Genomic DNA, 17,892 nt, shown 5'->3' on the forward strand with positions numbered 1-17,892 from the left:
GACGGGGAAACGGTCGTCAGAGCGTCATCCGCTGCAGCTCGCGCTGCTTGTCGAACCACTGGTGCTTGAGCGCGCCGAGGACGTGCAGGCTGAACATGACGTACAGCGCCAGCGCGAAGCTCGCGTGCCAGCCGTAGAAGATATCGTGGACATGCTCCTTGTCGGGCTGCCCGAGGCTGGCGATCCACCCGATCCGCGGCACCTCGAACAGCCCGAACACCGTCAGCGGATGCTCCGCCGCCCCTTTGAACGCTGAATCGTGCATGTAGCCGGTGAGCGGCAGTCCGACGATGAGGACGTACAACGCAAAATGCGCGAGGTGCGATGCGGTGATCTCCCACTTGTGTTGACCCGGCGGCGGCGGCGGCGGCGCGTGCGTCACCCGCCACAGGATCCGCATCGCCGCGAGGCCGAGCACCGTCAGCCCGATCGATTTGTGCAGATTGATGATCGGACGGTCCCAGCTGTCGGGGAAATAAGTGATCACCCAGATCATCACGACGTTGACGATGATCAGCGCTCCGATCAGCCAGTGAAAGACGACGGCGGGCTTGGTGTATTTGTCGGGGAGGGTCATGCAGCTTCCGTTCATACCGCCTGAGACAATCGGCTTGTGGCACAGGCGTCACCTGTGCCGCTATAGACTCGCGCACAGTTGATGAAGGTCCACCATTTGCCCGTCGATCTTCAAGCCGTCCTCCGCGCGAATTCGCCGCGCTGGACCCCGGTGCCGACCCCCCTCGCAAGCACGCTGATCCACGGCGGGGTTGCCGTCCTGTGGGTCGTGCTGTTCGCCGGGGCGTTCGTCTTTTCGGGCGTCTTCGCGTGGAGCGTGGGGCTCGTCTATGTCGCCTACGACACCGTGTTGCTGGTCTTCACTTTCGTCCAGACGTGGATGCTCCGCCGCGCGCTCCCTGCGCCGGGGCCGGGCGTGCCTGCCGGGGTCGCGGTGATCGTTGCCGCGCACGACGAGGCCGAGGTGCTGCCGGTGACGCTCGCCGCGCTGTTCGGCCAGTCCGACCGGCCAGACCGAATCGTCATCGCCGACGACGGCTCGACCGATGGCACCGCGGCGCTGCTGGCGCGCGACTTCGGCCTGACCGCACCGCCGATGGGCAGCCTGAGCGCCGAAAGCACGACCCACTCTGGGCTGCTTTGGCTGCGGCTGCCGCACGGCGGCAAAGCGGCGGCACTCAACATCGCGCTCGGCGCGATCGACAGCGACATCGTCATGACGGTCGACGCCGACACCCTGCTCGAGCCCGCCGCGATCGCGGCGATCCGCGCGGCGTTCGTCGCCGACCCCGCGCTCGTCGCCGCGACTGGGGTCCTCACCCCGGTCTGCGACGCCTCGGCGGGGGGACGCCTGTTCGAGTGGTTCCAGAAATACGAATATATCCGCAACTTCCTGTCGCGCTTCGCGTGGGAACGCGTCGGCGGGCTGCTGCTGATCTCGGGGGCGTTCGCCGGGTTCCGGCGGCAGGCGGTGCTCGACGTCGGCGGGTTCGACGCCGACTGCCTCGTCGAGGATTACGAGCTGATCCACCGCCTGCGGCGCTATGCAGTCATCCACGGCCGGCACTGGACGACCGCGGTCGTCGGTGGTGCGCGCGCGCGGACGACCGCCCCCGCCGACCTGTCCGCCTTCCTGCGCCAGCGGCGGCGCTGGTTCGGCGGCTTCCTGCAGACGCAATACTGGTACCGCGATATGGTCGGCGATGCGCGCTACGGTCACCTCGGGGTATGGATGCTCCCGGTCAAGGCGTTCGACACCTTCCAGCCGGTATTCGGCCTGACCGCATTCGCACTGCTGGTGACGTATCTCGCGCTCGGCCGGGTCCATGTCATCGCCCCGGTGGCGATCGTCATCGGCGTCAAGATCGCGATCGACCTCGCCTTTCATCTGTGGTCGATCCGGCTGTACCGCCACTGGGCGGGCGGGCCGCCGATGGGCGCGGGCGCGGCGGTGCTCGCGTCGCTGGTCGAGCCGTTCAGCTTCCAGCTGCTCCGCCACGCCGGCGCGGCATGGGGCTGGGTCTATTTCCTCGGCGGCAAGCAGACGTGGGGAAAGCAGAGCCGCGGCGGGCTGGTGGCTTCCCCGCCGCTTTAGCCGGGGATTGTCGACCGCGGCGGGGTAGAAGGAGGGTCGCGCTCACTGCCCCCCGCCGCTATCGTCCGCGCCGTGACCCTCTACCTCCCCATCGCCGAATTATCGGTCAACTGGATCGTCATCGTCGGGCTCGGTGCGCTGGTCGGCTTCCTGTCGGGGATGTTCGGGGTCGGCGGCGGGTTCCTGACGACGCCGCTGCTGATTTTCTATGGCATCCCGCCCGCGGTCGCGGTGGCGTCGTCGGCGACGCAGATCACCGGCGCGAGCGTGTCAGGCGCGCTCGCGTATTGGCGCCGCGGCGGGGTCGATTTCAAGATGGGCGGCGTCCTCGTCGCGGGCGGGTTCATCGGCGCGGGGCTCGGCTCGGTCCTGTTCCGCTGGCTGCAGCAGCTCGGCCAGATCGATGTCACGATCAACATCGTCTACGTCCTGCTGCTCGGCACCGTCGGCGGGCTGATGCTGCGCGAGTCGCTGTCGACGATGCGGCGGACCGCGCGCGGGGTGGTGCCGCAGCGCCATCGCCACAACCCGTTCATCGCCGCGCTGCCGTGGAAGATGCGCTTCTACAAGTCGGGGCTGTACGTCTCCCCGCTCGCGCCGCTCGCGCTCGGGGCGATCGTCGGCATCCTAACCGTCAGCCTCGGCGTCGGCGGCGGCTTCATCATGGTCCCGGCGATGATCTATTTGCTCGGCATGTCGACCAACACCGTCCTCGGGACGTCGCTGTTCCAGATCATCTTTGTCACCGCCGCGACGACGATGCTCCATTCGGTCGAATCGCAGACGGTCGACATCATCCTTGCCGGGCTGCTGCTGATCGGCGGCGTGATCGGGGCGCAGCTCGGGGTGCGCGCGGCGCAGCGCCTGTCGCCGGTCCGCTTGCGGCTTGGGCTCGCGTTGATCCTGCTGGCGGTTGCCGGGCGTCTCGCAATCGGGCTGACGATGCGCCCGGCCGAGCTGTTCTCGATCTTCGGCCCGGCGTGAGAAAGTTCGGCCTGCTGCTCGTCTGGCTGCTCGCGGTCGGTGCGGCACCGGTGCGGCTGATCACCGACATCAGCCAGAACCGGATCGACATCGTCTATACCTTCAAGGGTGCCGAGCTGCTTGTCTTCGGCGCGATCCAGTACCCGCGCGGATCGGTCCCCGACGAGCGCCCGGGGCTGGCGATCGTCGTTCGCGGCCCGGCCGAACCGATCACGCTGCGCAAGAAGGCGCGCGTCGCCGGCATCTGGATCAACACCGCGAGCGTCCGCTATGAGACCGCGCCCGGATTTTACGCGGTCGCCACCTCCGCCCCGATCAAGACACTGGTCGACGAGCGCAACGCGGCGATCTGGGAGATCGGGCTCGACTATCTCCAGCTGTCGCCGTCGACCGGCGGCGGGCCGGAAGTCGACGAATTCACCCGCGGGCTGGTCGACCTGCGCCGCCGCAACGGGCTGTGGTCGGAACAGGAGGGGCGCGTCGGCATCACGCAGAACATCCTGTACCAGGCGCGGATCACGATCCCGGCGGCAGTGCCGGTCGGCGCGTACACCGCCGAAATCTACCTGATCCGCCACGGCAAGGTCATCGCGCGGTCGGCGACGCCGATCACGATCGACAAGTCGGGGTTCGAGCGCTGGGTCTATGTCGCGGCGCAGACGCAGGGGCTGGCGTACGGTTTCGTTGCGGTCTGGCTGGCGCTCGTGGCCGGCTGGTGCGCGAGCCTGATCGTCCGGCGGACCTAGATCTCGACCTGGCTGCCCAGCTCGACGACGCGGTTGGTCGGCAGCTTGAAGAACTCCATCGCGCTTTCCGAATTGCTCAGCATCCACGCGAAGACCTTCTCGCGCCAGATCGCCATGCCGGGGCGGTCGCTCGCGAGCAGCGTCTGGCGGGCGAGGAAGAAGCTCGTGTCCATCATCTTGATCTTCGGGCCGCAATTCTCGACGAGCTTGAGCGTCGCCGGGATGTCGATGTCCTGCATGAAGCCGAAGCGCATAATCATCCGATAGAAGTTCGACCCGAGCGGGCGGACCTCCATCCGATCCTCGTCGTCGACGAACGGCACCTCGTCGATCACGACCGTCAGGATCAGGACGCGATCGTGGAGCACCTTGTTGTGCTTCAGATTGTGGAGCAGCGCGTGCGGCACGCCCTCGGGCGAGCTCGTCATGAACACTGCCGTGCCCTGGACGCGGGTGGCGGCGGTCGCGGCGGATTTGATGAACACCTCGATCGGCATCGCGCTCTCGCGCAGCCGGAGCATCATCAGATGCCGCCCGCGCGCCCATGTCGTCAGCAGCGTGAAGGTGATCGCGCCAACGAGCAGCGGGAACCAGCCGCCATCGGGAATCTTGGTCAGGTTCGACGCGAAATAGGCACCGTCGATGATCAGCAGCAGCCCGATCAGCGGCACGGCATACCAGCGCGGCCACTTCCAGATCGTCAGCACGAGCACCGCGATCATCATCGTCGTGATCAGCATCGTGCCGGTCACCGCGATGCCGTACGCCGCGGCAAGGTTGTTCGAAGTGCGGAAGCCGAGGACGAGGAGGACGACAAGGACGAGCAGCGTCCAGTTGATCATCGGGATATAGATTTGCCCCGCCGACGCCGCGCTGGTGTGGATGATCTTGAGCCGCGGCAGGAAACCGAGCTGGACCGACTGCTGCGCGACCGAGAACGCGCCCGAGATCACCGCCTGACTGGCGATCACCGTCGCGGCGGTGGCGAGGATGACGAGCGGCAGCCTCGCCCAGTCGGGAGCCATCAAGAAGAACGGGTTCTGCGCGGTGGCCGGGTCGCCGAGGAGCATCGCGCCTTGGCCGAGGTAGCTCAGCATCAGCGCGGGCAGGACGAGATACAGCCACGCCACCGAGATCGGCCGCCGCCCGAAATGCCCCATGTCGGCGTACAGCGCCTCGGCCCCCGTCACCGCGAGGACGACCGAGCCGAGCGCGAGGAAGCCGAGTACCGGGTCGTGCGCAAAGAACATCACCGCATAATGCGGCGACAGCGCGAACAGAATTGTCGGGTTCGCCACCAGCTGAATCACACCGAGTGTCGCGATGACGACGAGGTAGACGAGCATCACCGGGCCGAACAGCGCCCCGACCTTGGCGGTGCCGCGCGACTGGAACAGGAACAGCCCGATCAGGATGCCGATCGACAGCGGCAGGACGATCGGTGACAGGCCGGTCTGGACGACGGTCAGCCCCTCGACCGCCGACAGCACCGAAATCGCCGGGGTGATGATGCAGTCGCCGAAGAACAACGCCGTCGCCAGCACCCCGAGCAGAACGAGGTAACGCGAACGGCCCGCGCCCGGCGACAGCCGCGAGATCAGCGCGAGGAGCGCCATCGACCCGCCCTCGCCGCGGTTGTCGGCGCGCATGACGATGAAGACGTACTTCACCGTGACGACCATGAAAAAGGTCCAAAAGATCAGCGAGACGACGCCGAAGATATGGAGATGGTCGACCGCGAGCGGATGGTGCCCGACGAACACCTCCTTCATCGCATATAATGGGCTCGTAGCGATGTCGCCGAAGACGACCCCGACCGCGCCGATCGCGAGCTTCTTGAAACTGTCGGGGTGAAGATGCGCCTTGTGCTGGCCGGTCGACGGCGATCCGGCAAGCGCGACGGCGGCAGCGGATGCCGGGGCGGGAATCGTCGGGGCGGTGACAGCGGTCATCGTGATTCGCAGGCAGCGAGCGAAGCTCGCCTGAGGAACTGTCGCGGTTCGACTTCGATCACTTCACGCAAGCCCATGTGCCGCCGACCCGAAACCCCCGGGGCAGAGGCGCGGGCGTTAACACGCGCCATGTCGCGCCGCAACATAGTCAGAATCCTCTGCGCCCGGTGTTGCGTTTTCGCCACCAGCGATGCACGGCAAGGATCGCCCAGATGCCCTCGACGAGCCCGAATGGCCAGGCGCCCTGTAGGAAGCCATAGACCGACCCCGAAGCGCACGCGACGGCGAAGCCCAGTCCCCACCACGGTGACCGGTTGTCGAACGCATAGCAGATGAGCATCGCCGAGACCGCGACCAGTCCGAACAGCGTCAGAGCATCCATCGAGACTCCCCGCGAACGCGACATTCGCGGAGGCGACTTGCTCCACGCGCCGCGCTATAGCCTCGCGGGCAAACGCCGGAAAGGAAGCCAGAATGCACGTCGGTGTGCCCAAGGAAATCAAGATCCATGAATATCGCGTCGGCCTGACGCCGCCGTCGGTGGCCGAATTGACCGCTGCTGGTCATATAGTAACGGTCGAGACCGGAGCAGGGTCCGGCATCGATTTTACCGACGGCGATTATGTCGCGGCCGGCGCAACTGTCGTCGCAACTGCTGCAGAAGTGTTTGCCGCGGCCGACATGATCGTCAAGGTCAAGGAGCCGCAACTCGCCGAGTGCGCGATGCTCCGCCCCGGGCAGGTGCTGTTCACCTATCTCCACCTTGCCCCCGACCCCGATCAGGCGAAGGCGCTGATCGCGAGCGGAGCGACGTGCATCGCCTATGAGACCGTCACCGACCGCACCGGCGGGCTGCCGCTCCTCCGGCCGATGTCGGAGGTTGCCGGGCGGATGTCGGTCCAGGTCGGCGCGCATTATCTCGAGAAGGAACAGGGCGGGCGCGGCATCCTCCTCGGCGGGGTTCCCGGAGTCGCTCCCGGGCGCATCGCGATTCTCGGCGGCGGCGTGTCGGGGGTCAACGCCGCGCAGATGGCGGTCGGCCTGCGCGCCGACGTCACGATCTACGACATCTCGACCGCCCGGCTCGCCGAGATCGACGAGATGTTCGAGGGCCGGGTCAAGACGGTGTTCAGTTCGAAGGCAGCGATCGAGGCCGCCGTGGCGAGCGCGCATGTCGTCATCGGCGCGGTGCTGATCCCCGGAGCCGCCGCGCCCAAGCTCGTTACCCGCGACATGCTCAAGCTGATGAAGCGCGGCTCGGTGCTCGTCGACATCGCGATCGACCAAGGCGGCTGCTTCGAGACGAGCCACGCGACGACGCACCAGGACCCGGTCTATGTCGTCGACGGCATCATCCATTATTGCGTCGCCAACATGCCCGGCGCGGTCGCGCGGACGTCGACCTTCGCACTCAACAACGCGACGCTGCCGTTCGCGCTGCGGCTGGCGAAGCTAGGGGCCGAAGGCGCGATGGCGTCCGACCCGCACCTCGCGGCAGGGTTGAACGTCATGGGCGGCAAGATCCGCCATGCAGCAGTCGCTGAAGCGCTCGGGATGGAGTTCGTCGCCTGAGCGATCCGAACATCCTCAACTGGCGGCGGCTCGACGATCGGATCACGACGTCGGGCCAGCCCGAAGAGGCGGGGCTGGCGGCGATCCGCGACCTCGGCGTCGGGCACGTCGTCAACCTCGCGCTCCACACTCATCCGAAGGCGCTGCCCGACGAGGGGGCGAGCGTCGCCGCGCTCGGCATGACCTACACCCACATCCCGGTCGACTTCGACAACCCGACCGAGGACGACTTCGACCGTTTCTGCGCGGTCATGGCGGCGGCAGCGGACGTGCCGGTGCATGTCCACTGCATCGTCAACGCGCGGGTCACGGCGTTCGTCTTTCGGTGGCACCGCGATGTCGTGGGCGCTGGCGAGGGGGAGGCGCGGACGATGATGGACTCGGTCTGGCGTCCGGGCGGGGTATGGGCGGAATTTCTCGGCGACGAGGCCGGGGTGGCGCAAGCGAGTGCTTTCGCAGGGCGGGATTATTAGGCTCTGCCCTCATTGATTCATCATCCCCGCGAAGGCGGGAACTCATCACCCACACTGTCGGCGTGATGGGTCCCCGCCTTCGCGGGGATGACGGCTGTGGGTGGGATGATTGTGACCTGTCCTACAGGCCCTCAACGAGCGTATAATCCCGGTTTCGAGTCGGCGTGTATTGCCGGTACCGCGCTCTTTCTCATTGCTGGACCCATCGCCTTCGACAGAAGCGGCAAACCGTCGCCAAGTCTGAAAAAACCCCGCACAATCGCTGCGCGGAACTTCGAAAAAGCTCGTCGTTGCGTGGACTTGTGTAACCTTCGGGCGGCGCTGCCCGCCGAGGTCAGACGGTCAACCCGCTGCCCCGATGCCGCCGATAAGAGATTCCGGATGCTGAAAAGCTGGTCGTTCTGTGGACTTGTGTAACCTTCGGGCACGGTCGGCCCCGCGCTCTGACCGCCGAGATACCCTGCTGACGCCTCCCCTCGCGACGGTCGCCGATGTCAAAAAGCCGGTCGTTCCGTGGACTTGAGTAACTTTCCGGCGCCGCTGCCCGCCGACTTCAGACCGCCAACCCGCTGCCTCAATGCCGCTGACAAGGGTTCCCGGATGCTGAAAAGCTGGTCGTTCCGTTGACTTGTGTAACCTTCCATCGCGTCCGGCTGCCAATTAGTCGCCGCTCGGTCCGCTCCAGCCCGGCAGGTAGTTGGCGTCCTTGCTCCGGGCGAGGTCGACCGCCGCGGTCAGCGCCCCGGCGAAGTCCTCCACGACCAGCTTCGCCGCGACGCGGTGGCGGAGGAAGTCGGCCCACAGGAATTCGGCGTACGGCGTCGCGTCTTTCGCACACCCTCCGGCCTCCCGCACCGCCCCGGCGAGGCTGCGATACGGGTCGTCGGGCAGCTTGGCGATCGACTTCGGGATCTTGTCGTGGGGCACGCGAGCCCCCGAGGCGTCATACGGGTGGAGCCAGTTGCGGTTCTCCATGAAGGTCCAGAACAGCGGCTTGGCGAGCTTCGACAGGTCGGCGACGACGTTGATCAGGATATGCTCGACCCCCTCCTCGTGGAGCGCGCGGACGAGGTGGTGGTGGTCGATGATGAACATCCGCCGCTTCGGCCCGATCACCGCGGGGATCATGTGACTACCGAGGAAGTTCGCCGCGTCCTTGTCGGCGCGCTTCGCCCATTCGGCGCGCTTGCGGGCGACCTCGCGCTTGCCGATGGTCATCTGCGTCGGGCGAAGGTCGGCGATCGCGACCGGCTTGAGTTCGGGTTCGAGGTTCTGCATCGCCCCCCCTATCACGAAATCGTACCAACTGCCCGCCGTACCGGCGCGCCTGAGTTCCTTAACCCGACAGCACCGCCAGCCGCTCCCGCACCGCGACCAGATCGGCGACGAAGCGGTCGAACTCGAGCGCTGCCGCCGCCTTGTCCTCGATCCGCAGCAGGAAGCTCGGGTGGACGGTGATCCACGCCTCGGTGCCGTCGGCGAGGATCAGCGGCCGCCCGCGTTCCTTCGAGATCGTCACCGTCTTGCCGGTCAGCGACCGCGCCGCGCTCGCCCCGAGCGCGACCGTCACCGCTGGACGGATCGCGGCGCGCTCGTGCTCGACCCACCAGCGGCAGGCATTGATCTCGCTGATGTCGGGCTTCGAATGGATGCGCCGCTTGCCGCGCTGCTCGAACTTGAAGTGCTTGACCGCGTTGGTGACATAGGTCCGCGCGCGGTCGATCCCGGCGGCGGCGAGCGCGCGGTCGAAGACCTGCCCCGCCGGGCCGATGAACGGGCGACCGGCGAGATCCTCGCTGTCGCCGGGCTGCTCGCCGACGAAGACCAGCCGCGCGTCGGACGGCCCCTCGCCGAACACCGTCTGCGTCGCCGGGCCGAACAACGGGCAGCGCTTGCACTGCGCCGCGTCGTCACGGAGCGCGGCGAGTGCATCGGCCGGGCTGCCGTCGCCGGTCCGTACCCACGCCCCTACCCCTGCCTGCACCGCGGCGTTGGTCATTCCCGCCTTGTCGCCCGCATCAATCATCATCCGTGTCCTTTCCTCGGCCCCGGCGATCAGCCCCGGGACGAGCGACGCCTCGGGCAGGTTGCGCCAGTATTTCTTCGGCATCTCGGCGGTCATCGCCTTCACCTTGAGCCGCGCCGGGTTGAAGATGCTGGCGAAATAGGTCCGCCACGTCTCCTCGAGCGCGTCGCCGTCGGGAGCATCGGCTCGGGTCGCCCCGGGGGTGAAGGACAACTCGCCGTCCCAGTGGACGCACTCGTTGGGGGTCAGGATCGACCAGCGCATGTTGGCGAAGCGCCGGGCAAAGAAGCTGGCATTGCGCCTGACGATGTGATGCTCGGGTTCGAACCACGCCGCGAAGCGCTCGCCCTCGGGGTCGGGGACGTCGCGAAAGCGGACGAAGGCGCGCATCTTGTGGACGTCGCGGCGGACCGCCTTGTCGAGGTCGTATAGCCGCCGGACCAGCGGATCGGCCGCATCGTCGAGCAACTTCGGCCGGGTCCGCAGCGTCGTCAGCGCAGTATAAAGCAGGGCAAAGCGCTCCTGGTCGCGGTGGCAGATCACCCGGCCAGTGACCTCGATGAACGCCTTGGGGACGTTGAACATCGGCGCATCGACCGCCGGCAGATCGTCGCCGCCAAGCAGATCCGTCGCGGTATCCCCGACCTGCCAGACGACCTCGCCCGGCGAAACGCCCGCCACCGCGAGCCGCCGCGCCGCGGCCCGCCACCCGTCGAAATCGTCGGGCCGGGCAAGGATCGCGGTCAGCACAGGATCGTGACTCCGTTGCGGCCGGTGTCCGGCCACTCGGCGATCTCGTCGGCAGCGGTCGTCCCCATCACCGCGACGACGCCCGTCGAGATAAACTGTTCCCCGCCGCGCCGTTACTCCAAGCGAGACCGAGGGAGTTCGTCATGGTCAGTGCTTTGTTCAATGCCATCGCCTTCGCCGCCTTGACGCTCGGTCTGGTCCTTGCCGCGGTCCTGTTCACCGGACTGGCGATCGTCGTCGCGGCGAGCGGATCGCCGCGTCACCGGCGGCGGAGCTCGCGGCGCCCTGCGCATGTTCTGGCGAGGACTCCGCGCTTCGACCTCGCCATCGATCCTAGAACAGCTCGAGCTGCGCCCGTTCGGGCTTGACCAGCGTCCGGCGGATGACCGCGCTTTCAGCGAGTGCGAGCGGACGCCAGTCGGCGGCGACGACGAACGGGCGCAGCCGCTCGATCGACCGGGTCAGCCGCCCGAGATCGTCGAGCCGCAGCCGCCGCTGCCGCCGGGCTCGGAGCACGGAGTTGACCGTTCGCACCCCCATGCCGGGGATGCGCAGCAGCATCTCGCGCGGGGCGCGGTTGATATCCACCGGGAAGTCGTCGCGATGCTTCAGCGCCCACGCCGTCTTAGGGTCGATGTCGAGCGGGAGCATCCCGTCGTCGGTCGCGTCCTGCACCTCGCTCGCGGCGAAGCCATAGAAGCGGACCAGCCAGTCGGCCTGGTACAGCCGGTGCTCGCGCATCAACGGCGGCCGGACCAGCGGCAGCACCGCGCTGGCGTCAGGGATCGGAGAGAAGGCGCTGTAATAAACCCGGCGCAACCCGAACTTGCCGTACAGAGCCGCCGCACTGGCGACGACGTCGCTGTCGGTTGCGGCATCCGCCCCGACTATCATCTGGGTCGATTGCCCGGCCGGGGCGAAGCGCGGGGCCGAGCGGTACTTCGCCCGGGCGTCGCGATTGTCGTCGATGCCCGCCTTCAATTCGCGCATCGCGGTGCGGATGCGCCCCGCGCTCTTTTCGGGTGCGAGCTTGTTCAGCCCGGTCTCGGTCGGCAACTCGACATTGATCGACAGGCGGTCGGCGTACAGCCCGGCCTGCTCGATCAGTGCCGGGTCGGCGTCGGGGATCGTTTTGAGGTGGATATAGCCGCGGAAGTCATGGACCGTCCGCAGTTCCTTGGCGACGCGGACAAGCTGCTCCATCGTGTAGCTGCTGGTGCCGATGATCCCCGACGACAGGAACAGCCCCTCGATGTAGTTACGCTTGTAGAAACTCAGCGTCAGCTTGACGACCTCGTCGACGGTAAACCGCGCGCGGCGGACGTTCGACGACTTCCGGTTGATGCAATAATGGCAGTCGAAGATGCAGCTGTTGGTTAGCAGGATCTTGAGCAGCGAGATGCACCGGCCGTCGGGCGCATAGCTGTGGCAGATGCCCGACCCCTCGGTCGAGCCGATGCCCTTGCCCCCGGCGCTGCTCCGCTTGACCGTCCCCGACGACGCGCACGAGGCATCGTATTTCGCCGCATCGGCCAGAATCGCCAGCTTGGCACGAGTATCGAGATGCGACATACGTTCAGCTTATGTTCGCGGCTCCCCGCGAGCAAGCGCGTTCGTGTCGCAGCCGTCTAGATCAGCAGGAGAGCCAATGGCAGCAGCGTGCCGAGGACGAGCATCGTCAGCGACAGCCGCCGCATCGACCGGATCGACAACGCGATCGCAACGCCGAGGAGGGTCGAGGCGATCAGTCCGATCGACATGATGGCGACGAAGACCTTGAGCGCGAAGGGGTTGTGCTTCGGCGCGGCTGGTTCGGCCTTCGGCGCGCGTGGGCGCTCACCGGCGGGCCGTGGCGGGCGCGGCTGCGGTGTTTCCTGATCCTTATGTACGGTGGCAATCCAGTCCATCCACGCCGGAGCACCCTTCGCCTCGTTGAGCCGGAATGTCTGGAGCGCGCCGCTGACCGCGAACAGCAGGATCGCGGGGGCGAAGAACACCCCGAGATAATGGTGGATCTGGCGTAGGCGGCGGTTGGTCGCGGGCTTCATGCGAACAGCCAATGCCCGAGCAGGCGGTCGAAGGGAAAGGTGAAAAAGCCCGCGATCAGCAACGCGCCGAAGACGATGCCGCGAACCCCGCGGCGGTGACCGGCGACATCATGCTTCCGCGCCCGCCACACCAGCAGCGGCATCTGGAGCAGCACCCAGACCGACAGGATGTGGATGAGGCTGAAATTGCCGTGGTTGGTGTCACGGATCAGCAGGCTCGACAGCGCCGTCAGGATCATCGCCGACGCCCAAACCCAGCCGAGGACACGGTGCGACCGGCTCCCCTTCGGTCGGATCAGCATCACCGGGGTTAGCGCCAGCGCGGTCGCGATCAGCGCGAGATGCGCCCAGACATGCCACGATATTCTGTCCCAGTCGGCGTGACCGCGCGCGACAGCGACCGCGACGACCGCGAGCATAACGCCTGACGCGATGCCGAGTCCGCGGTCTGTGACGACCCGGTCGAAGGCGTTTTTACCGGTCGGCGCGGTGGTGGCCATGTGTTCCCCCCGAACTTTCCCCGCGAAGCTAACCGAGCGGTTTGCGCTAGGCTAGCAATGGCCTGTTACCGGGGGAAATCACGATATGCGCCTTCTTGCCTTCGCCTTGGTGCTTGCCGCGTCGCCGCTGGCGGCGGCCCCCGCCGACGACTTCAAGGCGCTGCTCGCCGACCATTGGGCATGGACGTTGCGGAATACACCGTTGCTCGCGACGAGCGCCGGGGTCCACGATTACGACTCCGAGCTCGGCGACCCGTCGCTTGCCGCGACCGACGCGCAGGCGAAGGACGCCGCAGTGTTCATCACGCGGATCGACCGCATCCCCGCCGCCGGTCTGTCCGACGCCGACCGGACGAGCGCGGCGATCCTGCGCCGCAGCCTGTCGATGCAGGTCGAGGCCGATCGCTTTTCCGAACGGTCGATCGACTTCTCGAACCGCAGCGGCTGGCACACGTACTTCACCGACCTGCCGGTGACGCTGCCGTTCCTGACCTCCGCCGATTACGACCATTATCTCGCGCGGCTGGCGAAGATCCCGGCATTCGCCGCCGCGTCGACCGCGAATAGCCGCTTCGCCATCGCCCACGGCGACGTCCTGCCGTGCATCATCCTCGACGGCTTCGAGGCGACGATTAACGGGGAGATCAAGGAGCCGACGGCATCGCGCTTTTACGCGCCGTTCGTGACAAAACCCGGCTTCATCGCCGCCGCCGACTGGCCCGCGCTCCAGGCGCGCGCCGCCGCCGTGATCCGCGACAGCGTCAACCCGGCGTACACGGCCTACGCCACCTTCTATCGGACGGAATACGCGCCCAAATGCCGGACGACGATCGGCGCATAGGCGCTGCCTGACGGCGCGGCCTACTACGCCTTCAAGGCGCGCGAGCAGACGACGACGACGATGACGCCCGATGAAATCTACCGGCTCGGGCTGTCGGAGGTTGCGCGCATCCGCGCCGAGATGGACACTCTCGTCTCCTCGACCGGGTCCAAGGGCGCCAATGGACAAGAGCCGCGCGCGGCGTACATCGCGATGCTGCGGACCAACCCGAAATATTACGCGACGACGCCGCACCAGCTGATGGCCGAATCGGCGCTGGTGGCGAAGACCGTCGACGGCTGGATGCCGAAGCTATTCGGGCACCTGCCCCGGCTGCCGTACACCGTCCGCCAAATTCCGCCGGCAACGGCCGACGGGCAGACGACCGCCTATTACAACGAAGGCAGTCCGAGCGCGGGGATCGCCGGTACCTATTACGTCAACACCACCCACCTCGATCAGCGTCCGTTGTTCGAGATGGTCGCGCTGACGCTCCATGAAGCGGTGCCGGGGCATCACAACCAGATCAGCCTGCAGCAGGAACTCGATCTGCCGCCGTTCCGCCGCTACGCCACCTTCTTCACTGCCTTCGTCGAGGGCTGGGGCCTGTATTCGGAGCGGCTCGGCCTCGACATGGGACTGTACGACACGCCCGAGAAGCAGATGGGGCGGCTGAGCTATGAGATGTGGCGCGCGTGCCGGCTGGTGGTCGACACCGGCATCCATTCGAAGGGCTGGAGCAAGGAACAGGCGGTCAAGTTCATGGCCGACAACACCGCGCTGTCGGCGGCTAATATCGACGCCGAGGTCAATCGCTACATCGCCGATCCCGGGCAAGCGCTCGCGTACAAGATCGGCGAGCTGACGATCCGCCGCTTGCGGACGAAGGCCGAAGCCGAGCTCGGGCCGATATTCGATATCCGCGCCTTCCACGACGCCATCCTCGAACAAGGCGCGATCCCGATGGACCTCCTCGAGGCGCGAATGAACGCGTGGATCGCGGCGCGTAAAGCCTGAGACCTCGCCGCCGCGGTATATGAACGGCGGCTAACATCGCCGTTCAGGTTAGCGGAAGCACGGCAAGTGCATACCCTGTCTACGGCCAACGACTCGGCCGTGATGGAGGACAAGATGCTACGCACTTTGGTGACGACCGCGGTTCTGGCGACCGCGCTGACGACCGCGATGGTCCCGGCGGCGGCATCTGCCGATGATCGTGGCTATGGCTATGGCTGGCACGACGACCGTGGCGGCGATCGTGGTGACTGGCGCGCCAGTGAATGGCAGCGCCGCGAATATGAGCGTCGTGTCGATTACGAACGGCAAGCCGAATGGCAGCGGCGCCATTATCAGGAGCGCGCCTACGGCTACAACGGCGGCTACACGAGCGGCTATTATGTCCAGCCGCAGGGCGGATATTACGAGCGCGAAGCGTACCCGGTCCAGCAGGGCTATGAGCAAGGGTATCGTTGCCACTCGGATGGCACTGCTGGCGCAGTGATCGGCGCGATCGCCGGCGGACTGCTCGGCAATAGTGTCGCCGGTCGCGGCGACCGGACGGCGGGCGCGCTGATCGGCGGCGCTGGCGGACTTTTCGCCGGCCGGGCAATCGAGCGCAGCGGCAACCGCTGCTAGGCCGAGCTATCATCGCCATGCCACTCCGGGGAACCTGGGGTGGCATGGCGACCTTCTGCCCGGGACCGTCGAAGGTGGCGGACATCCGCCAAACGCCGCTTTGTCTTCGCATTACAATGGCTTGTACGTCGTTTGTCGACGAGGTCCGACGCTAAGTTCAAAATAAGTTCACACTAAAGTCGTTGATTTGCAGCGACGCCTTTCTGCCGAAGCTTGCGGGCTGCACGCAATGACGCGGTTCCGCGTCGCCCGGCGAATGTGATCGTACCCGCAATGAGAAAGAACAGTCTCCGGCTGAAGCACACGCCGGCTCGACCCACCGATTATACCGCATCGCCTGCCCTGTAGGACAGCGGCGATCGAGCGGAGCACCTCACCCTGCCCGCTCAAACGAAGACCCCCGCGAGCTTGCGCTCGCGGGGGTCGTTTCGTATCGACTGTCGACCGGGCGGCTTAGCCCTTGTCGGCGTCCTTCGCCCGGTTGAGCGCGGCGCCAAGGATGTCGCCGAGCGACGCCCCCGAATCCGACGACCCGTACTGGGCGACAGCCTGCTTTTCCTCGGTGATCTGCATCGCCTTGATGCTGAGCGTCGGCTTCTTGCCGCGCTCGAACCCGATCACCATCGCATCGACCTTCTGACCGACCTGGAAGCGCTCGGGGCGCTGCTCGTCGCGGTCGCGGCTGAGATCGCCACGCTTGATGAACGCGAGCGGACCGTCTTCGCCGACCTGAACCTCGATGCCGCCGTCGCGGTTGTCGACGACAGTGCAGGTAACGATCTGGTTCTTGCGCAGCTCGGTGCCGCCGTCGGCATGAGCAACCGGTGCAGTGACGCGGCTGTCGTCGAGTTCCTTGATCGAGAGGCTGATGCGCTCCTTCTCGACATCGACTTCGATGACCTTGGCGCGGATCCGCTCGCCCTTGTGGTGCGACGCAAGTGCCTGTTCGCCGCTGAGGCCCCAGGCGATGTCGGACATGTGGACCATGCCGTCGACGTCGCCGTCGAGGCCGATGAACAGGCCGAATTCGGTGGCGTTCTTGACTTCACCCTCGACGATCGTACCGACCGGATACTGCTCCGCGAAGATCTCCCACGGATTGCGCTGTGCCTGCTTGAGGCCGAGCGAAATGCGACGCTTCTCTTCGTCGACCTCGAGGACGATGACCTCGACCTCCTGGCTGGTGCTGACGATCTTGCCGGGGTGGACGTTCTTCTTGACCCACGACATCTCGCTGACGTGGACCAGACCCTCGATACCGGGCTCGAGTTCGACGAACGCACCGTATTCGGTGATGTTGGTGACGCGGCCGGTGTGACGGCTGTCGACCGGGTAGTTCGCCGCCGCGGTGATCCACGGATCGGCCTCGAGCTGCTTCATGCCGAGGCTGATGCGCTGGGTCTCGCGGTTGATGCGGACGATCTGGACGCGGAGCGTGTCGCCGATGTTGAGAACTTCGCTCGGGTGACCGACGCGCTTGTAGCTCATGTCGGTGACATGGAGCAGGCCGTCGATGCCGCCGAGGTCGACGAACGCACCGTAGTCGGTGATGTTCTTGACGACGCCGTCGACGATCTGGCCTTCAGCAAGCGACTGGATCAGGCCGGTACGGGCTTCCGCGCGGCTCTCTTCGAGGATCGACCGGCGCGAAACGACGATGTTGCCACGCTTGCGGTCCATTTTGAGGATCACGAAGGGCTGCGGCAGGTTCATCAGCGGGGTGACATCGCGCACCGGGCGGATATCGACCTGCGAACCGGGGAGGAAGGCGACGGCGCCCGACAGGTCGACAGTGAAGCCGCCCTTGACGCGGCCGAAGATGACACCCTCGACGCGCTCGTTCGCGGCGTACTGGGTCTCGAGCGTGTCCCACGCGGCTTCGCGGCGGGCGCGGTCACGCGACAGCATCGCTTCGCCCATCGCGTTCTCGACGCGGTCGACATAGACCTCGACTTCGTCGCCGACGGCGATCTCGGCCTTCATGCCGGGAGCAGCGAATTCACGGAGCGGCACGCGCCCTTCCGACTTGAGGCCGACGTCGATTACGGCGAGGTCGTTCTCGATCGCGGTAACGCGGCCCTTGACCACCCGCCCTTCGAACGATTGATTCTTGCCGAGCGAGCTTTCGAGCATCGCCGCGAAGTCGTCGCGGGTCGGTTGGGCAGCAGAAGCCATGTAATCGCGTACCTTTGTTCGTCGGGTCCGGCACCATGCCGCCCGTTCAGCGCCGACGACGAGCACCATGCCCGTCGCCTTTAACAGGCGTTGACCGGACG

The 17,892-nt window shown here is 66.5% G+C and carries 16 protein-coding genes and 1 pseudogene; 8 read left to right on the forward strand and 9 right to left on the reverse strand.

Annotated elements, in window-relative coordinates; genetic code table 11:
- Positions 1-16 precede the first annotated feature (16 nt).
- Positions 17-577, reverse strand: a complete 561-nt coding sequence (locus KZX46_RS04945; RefSeq protein ID WP_219775721.1) for a cytochrome b — start codon at positions 575-577, stop codon at positions 17-19.
- An 81-nt stretch (positions 578-658) separates the two neighbouring features.
- Between KZX46_RS04945 and KZX46_RS04950 the strand changes: the two genes are divergently transcribed.
- The 3 genes from KZX46_RS04950 (at position 659) to KZX46_RS04960 (ending at position 3,840) form a co-directional block, all read left to right on the forward strand.
- Positions 659-2,110, forward strand: a complete 1,452-nt coding sequence (locus KZX46_RS04950) for a glycosyltransferase (protein WP_219775722.1) — start codon at positions 659-661, stop codon at positions 2,108-2,110.
- Positions 2,111-2,182: 72 nt separating this feature from the next.
- Positions 2,183-3,094 carry a sulfite exporter TauE/SafE family protein gene (locus KZX46_RS04955; protein WP_216709379.1) on the forward strand — a complete coding sequence of 304 codons (912 nt, stop codon included), beginning with the start codon at positions 2,183-2,185 and terminating at the stop codon, positions 3,092-3,094.
- Positions 3,091-3,840, forward strand: coding sequence for a TIGR02186 family protein (locus tag KZX46_RS04960; RefSeq protein WP_219775723.1), 750 nt, complete (start codon positions 3,091-3,093; stop codon positions 3,838-3,840). The genes KZX46_RS04955 and KZX46_RS04960 overlap by 4 nt, the downstream gene beginning before the upstream one ends.
- On the opposite strand, the gene KZX46_RS04965 is transcribed toward KZX46_RS04960, so the two are convergent.
- Entirely contained in the window at positions 3,837-5,792 is a 1,956-nt protein-coding gene (locus KZX46_RS04965; RefSeq protein WP_216709381.1) for a potassium transporter Kup, read from the reverse strand. The two genes, KZX46_RS04960 and KZX46_RS04965, sit on opposite strands and share 4 nt — an antisense overlap.
- 148 nt (positions 5,793-5,940) lie before the next feature.
- Entirely contained in the window at positions 5,941-6,174 is a 234-nt protein-coding gene (locus KZX46_RS04970; RefSeq protein WP_219775724.1) for a hypothetical protein, read from the reverse strand.
- A gap of 92 nt (positions 6,175-6,266) precedes the next feature.
- Here KZX46_RS04970 and ald point away from each other — a divergent pair, with 92 nt between their 5' ends.
- Together ald and KZX46_RS04980 are read left to right on the forward strand one after the other, a co-directional pair.
- Positions 6,267-7,364 carry an alanine dehydrogenase gene (gene ald, locus KZX46_RS04975; RefSeq protein WP_219775725.1) on the forward strand — a complete coding sequence of 366 codons (1,098 nt, stop codon included), beginning with the start codon at positions 6,267-6,269 and terminating at the stop codon, positions 7,362-7,364.
- An 83-nt stretch (positions 7,365-7,447) separates the two neighbouring features.
- Positions 7,448-7,837 (forward strand): protein tyrosine phosphatase family protein, encoded by a 390-nt coding sequence (locus KZX46_RS04980; RefSeq protein ID WP_255615590.1) that lies wholly within the window; start codon positions 7,448-7,450, stop codon positions 7,835-7,837.
- A 660-nt stretch (positions 7,838-8,497) separates the two neighbouring features.
- Here KZX46_RS04980 and KZX46_RS04985 read toward each other — a convergent pair.
- Positions 8,498-9,115, reverse strand: coding sequence for a ParB-like protein (locus KZX46_RS04985; protein ID WP_219775726.1), 618 nt, complete (start codon positions 9,113-9,115; stop codon positions 8,498-8,500).
- Between the two features lie 58 nt (positions 9,116-9,173).
- Positions 9,174-10,613 (reverse strand): UdgX family uracil-DNA binding protein, encoded by a 1,440-nt coding sequence (locus KZX46_RS04990; protein ID WP_226896102.1) that lies wholly within the window; start codon positions 10,611-10,613, stop codon positions 9,174-9,176.
- Between the two features lie 143 nt (positions 10,614-10,756).
- Here KZX46_RS04990 and KZX46_RS04995 point away from each other — a divergent pair, with 143 nt between their 5' ends.
- Complete coding sequence (locus KZX46_RS04995) at positions 10,757-10,981, forward strand: hypothetical protein (protein ID WP_219775727.1); 225 nt, start codon at positions 10,757-10,759, stop codon at positions 10,979-10,981.
- On the opposite strand, the gene KZX46_RS05000 is transcribed toward KZX46_RS04995, so the two are convergent.
- The 3 genes from KZX46_RS05000 to KZX46_RS05010 are packed head-to-tail and all read right to left on the reverse strand — an operon-like array spanning position 10,947 to position 13,161.
- Entirely contained in the window at positions 10,947-12,185 is a 1,239-nt protein-coding gene (locus KZX46_RS05000; RefSeq protein WP_219775728.1) for a putative DNA modification/repair radical SAM protein, read from the reverse strand. The genes KZX46_RS04995 and KZX46_RS05000 overlap by 35 nt on opposite strands.
- 56 nt (positions 12,186-12,241) lie before the next feature.
- Positions 12,242-12,661, reverse strand: a complete 420-nt coding sequence (locus tag KZX46_RS05005; protein ID WP_219775729.1) for a hypothetical protein — start codon at positions 12,659-12,661, stop codon at positions 12,242-12,244.
- A complete protein-coding gene (locus KZX46_RS05010; protein WP_219775730.1) occupies positions 12,658-13,161 on the reverse strand; it encodes a DUF2306 domain-containing protein in 504 nt (167 codons plus the stop codon). Before KZX46_RS05010 ends, KZX46_RS05005 begins: the two co-directional genes overlap by 4 nt.
- Before the next feature lie 85 nt (positions 13,162-13,246).
- Here KZX46_RS05010 and KZX46_RS05015 point away from each other — a divergent pair.
- Positions 13,247-14,998, forward strand: a pseudogene (locus tag KZX46_RS05015) (DUF885 family protein).
- A 114-nt stretch (positions 14,999-15,112) separates the two neighbouring features.
- Positions 15,113-15,616, forward strand: coding sequence for a glycine zipper 2TM domain-containing protein (locus tag KZX46_RS05020; protein ID WP_219775731.1), 504 nt, complete (start codon positions 15,113-15,115; stop codon positions 15,614-15,616).
- A 453-nt stretch (positions 15,617-16,069) separates the two neighbouring features.
- Here KZX46_RS05020 and rpsA read toward each other — a convergent pair whose 3' ends face one another.
- Positions 16,070-17,791: a 30S ribosomal protein S1 gene (rpsA, locus tag KZX46_RS05025; RefSeq protein ID WP_219775732.1), complete on the reverse strand. Its 1,722-nt coding sequence runs from the start codon at positions 17,789-17,791 to the stop codon at positions 16,070-16,072.
- Positions 17,792-17,892 lie beyond the last annotated feature (101 nt).

Origin of the sequence: Polymorphobacter sp. PAMC 29334, assembly GCF_019431245.1 — a bacterium.
Lineage (GTDB): Bacteria > Pseudomonadota > Alphaproteobacteria > Sphingomonadales > Sphingomonadaceae > Polymorphobacter_B > Polymorphobacter_B megasporae.

What these genes read in the sequence shown, in the direction of transcription:
- KZX46_RS04945 (WP_219775721.1), bottom strand. Translation starts at nt 577, where the DNA reads ATGACCCTCCCCGACAAATACACCAAGCCCGCCGTCGTCTTTCACTGG.
- KZX46_RS04950 (WP_219775722.1), top strand. Translation starts at nt 659, where the DNA reads ATGAAGGTCCACCATTTGCCCGTCGATCTTCAAGCCGTCCTCCGCGCG.
- KZX46_RS04965 (WP_216709381.1), bottom strand. Translation starts at nt 5,792, where the DNA reads ATGACCGCTGTCACCGCCCCGACGATTCCCGCCCCGGCATCCGCTGCC.
- KZX46_RS04970 (WP_219775724.1), bottom strand. Translation starts at nt 6,174, where the DNA reads ATGGATGCTCTGACGCTGTTCGGACTGGTCGCGGTCTCGGCGATGCTC.
- ald (WP_219775725.1), top strand. Translation starts at nt 6,267, where the DNA reads ATGCACGTCGGTGTGCCCAAGGAAATCAAGATCCATGAATATCGCGTC.
- KZX46_RS04985 (WP_219775726.1), bottom strand. Translation starts at nt 9,115, where the DNA reads ATGCAGAACCTCGAACCCGAACTCAAGCCGGTCGCGATCGCCGACCTT.
- KZX46_RS04995 (WP_219775727.1), top strand. Translation starts at nt 10,757, where the DNA reads ATGGTCAGTGCTTTGTTCAATGCCATCGCCTTCGCCGCCTTGACGCTC.
- KZX46_RS05000 (WP_219775728.1), bottom strand. Translation starts at nt 12,185, where the DNA reads ATGTCGCATCTCGATACTCGTGCCAAGCTGGCGATTCTGGCCGATGCG.
- KZX46_RS05005 (WP_219775729.1), bottom strand. Translation starts at nt 12,661, where the DNA reads ATGAAGCCCGCGACCAACCGCCGCCTACGCCAGATCCACCATTATCTC.
- KZX46_RS05010 (WP_219775730.1), bottom strand. Translation starts at nt 13,161, where the DNA reads ATGGCCACCACCGCGCCGACCGGTAAAAACGCCTTCGACCGGGTCGTC.
- KZX46_RS05020 (WP_219775731.1), top strand. Translation starts at nt 15,113, where the DNA reads ATGCTACGCACTTTGGTGACGACCGCGGTTCTGGCGACCGCGCTGACG.
- rpsA (WP_219775732.1), bottom strand. Translation starts at nt 17,791, where the DNA reads ATGGCTTCTGCTGCCCAACCGACCCGCGACGACTTCGCGGCGATGCTC.